Annotated in this window: 5 protein-coding genes and 1 pseudogene; 1 reads left to right on the top strand and 5 read right to left on the bottom strand. The window is 59.5% G+C overall.

Going from position 1 to position 4,584, the window contains the following annotated elements; translation table 11 throughout:
• Positions 1-204: 204 nt before the first annotated feature.
• Both AC1D00_RS28100 and AC1D00_RS28095 read right to left on the bottom strand, forming a co-directional pair.
• Positions 205-1,230, bottom strand: coding sequence for a cytochrome-c peroxidase (locus tag AC1D00_RS28100; RefSeq protein ID WP_477012894.1), 1,026 nt, complete (start codon positions 1,228-1,230; stop codon positions 205-207).
• Positions 1,231-1,362: 132 nt separating this feature from the next.
• Positions 1,363-1,626: a hypothetical protein gene (locus tag AC1D00_RS28095; RefSeq protein WP_477012893.1), complete on the bottom strand. Its 264-nt coding sequence runs from the start codon at positions 1,624-1,626 to the stop codon at positions 1,363-1,365.
• 32 nt (positions 1,627-1,658) lie between these two features.
• Between AC1D00_RS28095 and AC1D00_RS28090 the strand changes: the two genes are divergently transcribed.
• Positions 1,659-1,982, top strand: a complete 324-nt coding sequence (locus AC1D00_RS28090; RefSeq protein WP_477012892.1) for a UTRA domain-containing protein — start codon at positions 1,659-1,661, stop codon at positions 1,980-1,982.
• Between the two features lie 917 nt (positions 1,983-2,899).
• Here AC1D00_RS28090 and AC1D00_RS28085 read toward each other — a convergent pair.
• The 3 genes and pseudogenes from AC1D00_RS28085 to AC1D00_RS28075 form a co-directional block, all read right to left on the bottom strand.
• Positions 2,900-3,091: a CsbD family protein gene (locus tag AC1D00_RS28085; protein ID WP_477012891.1), complete on the bottom strand. Its 192-nt coding sequence runs from the start codon at positions 3,089-3,091 to the stop codon at positions 2,900-2,902.
• Positions 3,092-3,357: 266 nt separating this feature from the next.
• Positions 3,358-3,651: pseudogene (locus AC1D00_RS28080) on the bottom strand (hypothetical protein); the annotation flags it as partial.
• Positions 3,652-3,724: 73 nt separating this feature from the next.
• Positions 3,725-4,584 (bottom strand): ATP-binding protein (locus AC1D00_RS28075; protein WP_477012890.1); only part of this gene is annotated, 860 nt, incomplete at its 5' end.

Here is a 4,584-nt window from a genome sequence, read left to right as displayed (position 1 = left end):
GTTGGGAGCAGGCCATGTTCGGAGCGTTAAGCGCTGTCAGCGTCGCGGTGGGCTCCGCGCTGGCAATGGGCGCAAAACGGTACGTGACACGCAGCGAAACCCTCGAGACCTGGGCAGGCGCCTTTCTTGTCCTCGGATTTGGCTTGCTGGGTGCGGTCTTACCGCATTAAGAGCCTTCGCCCGACGGCCTTGACAAGTATCCTCTTATGGCTGTGCTCCGGCAGGAGCGAGAGCCGGCGACGACGCAGTCAAAGTTTGAAGAAAAGCAATCAGGTCCGTCTTTTCGTCTGGAGCGAGAGACAGCGGCTTGATCGACGGCGATCGGCTTGGACGGTCAATTCCCCCCTTGTCGTAGAGTTCGATGACCTCTTCGAGGGTTGCAACGGATCCATCGTGCATGTAGGGCGCGCGCCGCGCGACATCGCGCAGGGTTGGCGTTTTGAATGCGTAGCGCAACTTTTGCGAAGTCGGAAACAGCCGGCCGCGTCCGACATCGTCCTTGCCTGCAGCGCCAATATCCTGAAACGATCCGTCTGTAAAAGACGGTCCGCTGTGGCAGTTTGCGCAACGCGCTTTGCCGTTGAAGACTTCAAAGCCGCGTTTTGCCGCGGCATTGATGGCAGTTTCGTCCCCCTTGATCCAACGGTCGAATGGGGACTCGCCAGCGACAATACGACGTTCAAATGTCGCCAAGGCGGCTTCAATTCGGGGGCGCGTGATCACAGGGTCCCCAAACGCGCTTGCGAAGGCATCGACATAGGCGGGAACAGCGGACAGACGGGTGATTAGTTCCGCTTCCGACAGGTTCATATTCGCCCGGCCAGTGATTGGCCCGAAGGTAACGGCCTCGATATCCCTGAACTTGCCATCCCAGCCCAGCGGTTCGGTGAACGCCACGTCAATCAGGGTTGGCGAACGTAGCGGCAGGCCTTTCGGATCCTCGCCCAGCGCACGAGCACGGCCATCAGCCCAGGACAGCGAGGGATTGTGGCATGACGCACAGGAGACCGTGCCGGATTTGGAGAGCAGCGGATCGAAGAAGAGCTTTTCCCCGAGAGCAGCTTTCGGCTCCGAATATGGATTGTTATCCGGGAACGGAATCGCCGCAGGCCGACGATAGCTGGCGCGCATCTCTGCGAGATCGCCCGATGGCTCCGCCGCTGTCGAGACAAAGCGCTGGCCCAGCAGCAAAAACGCCGCAACCAAAGCCAGGCTGACCCAGACCCTCATCGGCTCCTCGGACGAGATTATGGCTTCCCATATCAGCAACTTGGTCAAGGAAGCCTTAATTTGACGCCGCGAATTATGGAAACGAACCCCCGGCGGTAGTCTTACGGCCCCTTCGCCATAGCGCTCTTCGGCTCACAGCGGCCCAGGAGCCAGATAGTGATCGGGGTGAATTTGCTGGTCCTTCGGTGCAGGCGCGGGACAAGCTGCCTCCGTCAGGCGACTTGCATCGCCATCCATGTTCCCGCCGAACGACTCGGCGGGCCTTGCCAAATCAATGACCCGCCGGTCCAGGACGTAGATGCCCTCGTTAATGATAATAGCCGCGGTTCGAAACGATCCGGGCAGCCCTTTGACCAGAATCTTGCGGAAGCATTTACCGCGGCCGGCGGATTCCATCGAAGCTGCTGTCTCGCGCACAAAAGCAGGTTGTGCGACTCCGGGCTCTGGAAGGACGGCCGATGCTGCATACGGTCGCGACCATGCCGGCTTGGGTTGGAGCGAGACTGCGGAAAGACTCGTWGACTGAGCGCACGATGCTCGAACCCTCAGCCCAGGAAGGCGTGGAGCTGGGAGCCGCCAGCCAGGAGATGCACGCGGCGCCCTGTCCGGCGGAGGTCGCGCCTCTTCTCGGGTTGTCGCCGCGGGATCCAGCCTTCGTGATCGAGCGTCTGGTCAGCGATCGGCAGAACCGACCAGTCCAGCATCTGGTCGCAACGTTCCGCTGGGACAGCTTCAGCTACAATCCCCATTGAAGGATAAAGGATTTTCGAACTTTCTAGACCAAAACCTACATCACATGGCGGGGGTCACCGACCAAGGGGGCGGCGACCCCCTCGCCGCGAAGGCGTCGATACGCGAAACGAGGACGACTTCGCGACTGCATCCAGCATCGGCACCGGGCCGGCCGGTGCAAGGACCTTCTTGCGTTAGTATTACTTGGGTCGCTTAACGAGGCCGGGCCGCTTCGTGGATCGGCTTCGTGAGACCATTTCCTCAACACTTCGCAGCGTCCGAGCGAATTCGGACCGAATATGTCGAACGTGCGCCGCATCTTTTGGCTCTGAGAGAAAAGCAATCTTCACGAGGAAGCGGTTCAATCGCGATGTGACGAGAAGATTGTCAGAGTGCTGCGAGCGCAAGTTCGTGATCTGTCGTCGCATCTCAACGAGGTCGAGCCGGTCATCGTCGGGCATATTTGCGAATTGAAGCTTGTATCGGATAAACGAAGCCGCCGCGCCGAATATCTTGGCGCGACGGCTGCGCCATGGTGAACCCGAACGGGGCAATGTCCGGTGCAAGAGAGGCTAACGCTCTGTAGCCCAGGTGCAACCGAAGACGCGGATTAAGCTTGATGTGGCTGCGGAAGGTTAAATCTGGAACAAGGGCTGCTGTCGCGCGGCAGCATGCCAGCGTGGCGCCGGCATGTCTTGCAAGTGCAATAGGGCAGATGGGGCCTACGCCAGCCGGTATTTCTCCGGACGAAGCCGTCGCCGAAATCAATCGCAGCGGCCATGGACATCACGATTTAGAAATTGCGATCCGGGGCGAGAGGGGCCGCTATTCCACGTAAGAAGGCCGGCAAAGGGCGCCGGCGGCATTGTGCCAGACTGGCCAGTCTAAAAAAGAAAAAGCCGCCCGGAAGCGGCTAGTTCTTGGTCTTCTCTTCTGCTTATTTCTTTAGGGCGTCAGCGGCGTCCCGCGCGGCATCCTTCACGTCTCCCACCGCGCTGTGGGCGGATCCCTTAGCCTTATCAATCTTGCCTTCGGCTTCCAAATCCTTGTCACCACTGAGCTTGCCGGCCCCCTCTTTGATGGCACCTTTTACCTTATCGGCAGCGCCCTTCACATGTTCGCGGTCCATGATCGTATCCTTTGCAGTTGGAAGATAAAACAATGAAAGCGTTGCTCTGTCGTTCCTCCAGCGGACGCTCGGCGTTCCACAAAGTGAAGGTGGAACCATCGAAATCCATGAACCGCCCTTGAGCTATCGCGCGAGCAAAATGGCGGGTCCGGCAGAGTAGTAGATGGGTAGCCCAAAGCCCCAGAGCCGCCCGCCACAGGCCCGGCGGCAGCGATCTTCGAGAAAGGGCGGCCCGCCTGGGCGGGCCGCCCCAGAACTCAGCGTACTCAGGCTCCGTAGAGTTGGCGCTCTCTCCGAACCTCTTCGGCGTTATATGGTTGGGCGGAAGGATCGTAGCTCTTCCACCCGGCCTTCTGCCAAGCCACACTCCGGTCGCGCAGATTGACGGAGGACTGATTGAGGATAGCTTCGTATCGCGTCCGATCGTCATCCGGAACGCGGGCGGAAACCAGCGTGCCGCCACGCCTCACGCCCTCAGCGTAGAGCGGTGCTTCCTCGTCGGAGACGCCAGCCTGCGTCAATGCCCCCACTACGCCACCCGTGGCAGCGCCGGCAGTCGCAGAAGCACGCTAGCCATGACTTCACCGTACTCCTAGTTCGAGTCATTTCCCTGCCGCGCGTCGGATTCTGAACCTAGCTGCCCTGATCAAGAATCTCGCGCACGCGCATTGCAAGTTTTGCCTGCGAAACCGGCTTCTCCAGGAGATTGACGCCGTCATCGAGCCTGCCTTGATGGACGACCGCGTTGCGGGAATATCCGGTCATGTACAAAATTTTTAATCCCGGCTTGATTTGCCCTGCTCGCCTTCCGAGCTCGCGCCCGCTTGTGCCCGGCATCACGACGTCGGTAAGCAGAAGGTCAACCTTGGAGTTCTCCTGCAATAAAATGGTCAGAGCTGCTTGCGCGCTGCGGGCGGTGAGAACTCGGTAGCTGAGCTCTCTGAGAACTTCAGAAATATACTCGCGTAAATCTGCGTCATCCTCGACGACCAGGATCGTTTCGGACTTCTCACCTTCGGGGGCGTACTGCTCAAGCGCAGCCTCCTCTTGTCCAGCGCGCCCGAAAAAGCGCGGAAAGTACATCTTGATCGTCGTGCCTTGCCCCGCCTCGCTGTAGATTTTTGCGTGGCCTCCTGATTGTTTGACGAAACCGTAAACCTGGCTCAAGCCGAGGCCGGTGCCGTGCCCGGGATCCTTTGTGGTGAAGAACGGTTCGAAGGCGTGACTGAGAACGTCGGGTGACATTCCGCTCCCGGTATCGCTCACGCAAATGGCGACATATTGGCCGGGGACCACTTCAGGATTCAGGCGGCAATAGTCCTCATCAGCGGAAATGTTGGCAGCTTCCAAAGTCAGCTTCCCGCCATCGGGCATGGCGTCGCGCGCGTTGATTGCAAGGTTGACGATAGCCGACTCCAATTGGTTGGGATCGGCCTCGATTTGCCATAGCCCCGCGCTCCCGACCGTCTGAACCTCAACGCGCTCTCCAAGCG

Source organism: Bradyrhizobium sp. P2_E8 (genome assembly GCF_056403875.1).
Note: the sequence above shows the minus strand (reverse complement) of the source record. Positions and strands in the feature narration are given on the sequence as shown.

Bases quoted from the DNA above. Each gene is read 5' to 3' on its own strand.
- AC1D00_RS28095 (WP_477012893.1), bottom strand. From the start codon at position 1,626: ATGGAATCCGCCGGCCGCGGTAAATGCTTCCGCAAGATTCTGGTCAAA.
- AC1D00_RS28100 (WP_477012894.1), bottom strand. From the start codon at position 1,230: ATGAGGGTCTGGGTCAGCCTGGCTTTGGTTGCGGCGTTTTTGCTGCTG.
- AC1D00_RS28085 (WP_477012891.1), bottom strand. From the start codon at position 3,091: ATGGACCGCGAACATGTGAAGGGCGCTGCCGATAAGGTAAAAGGTGCC.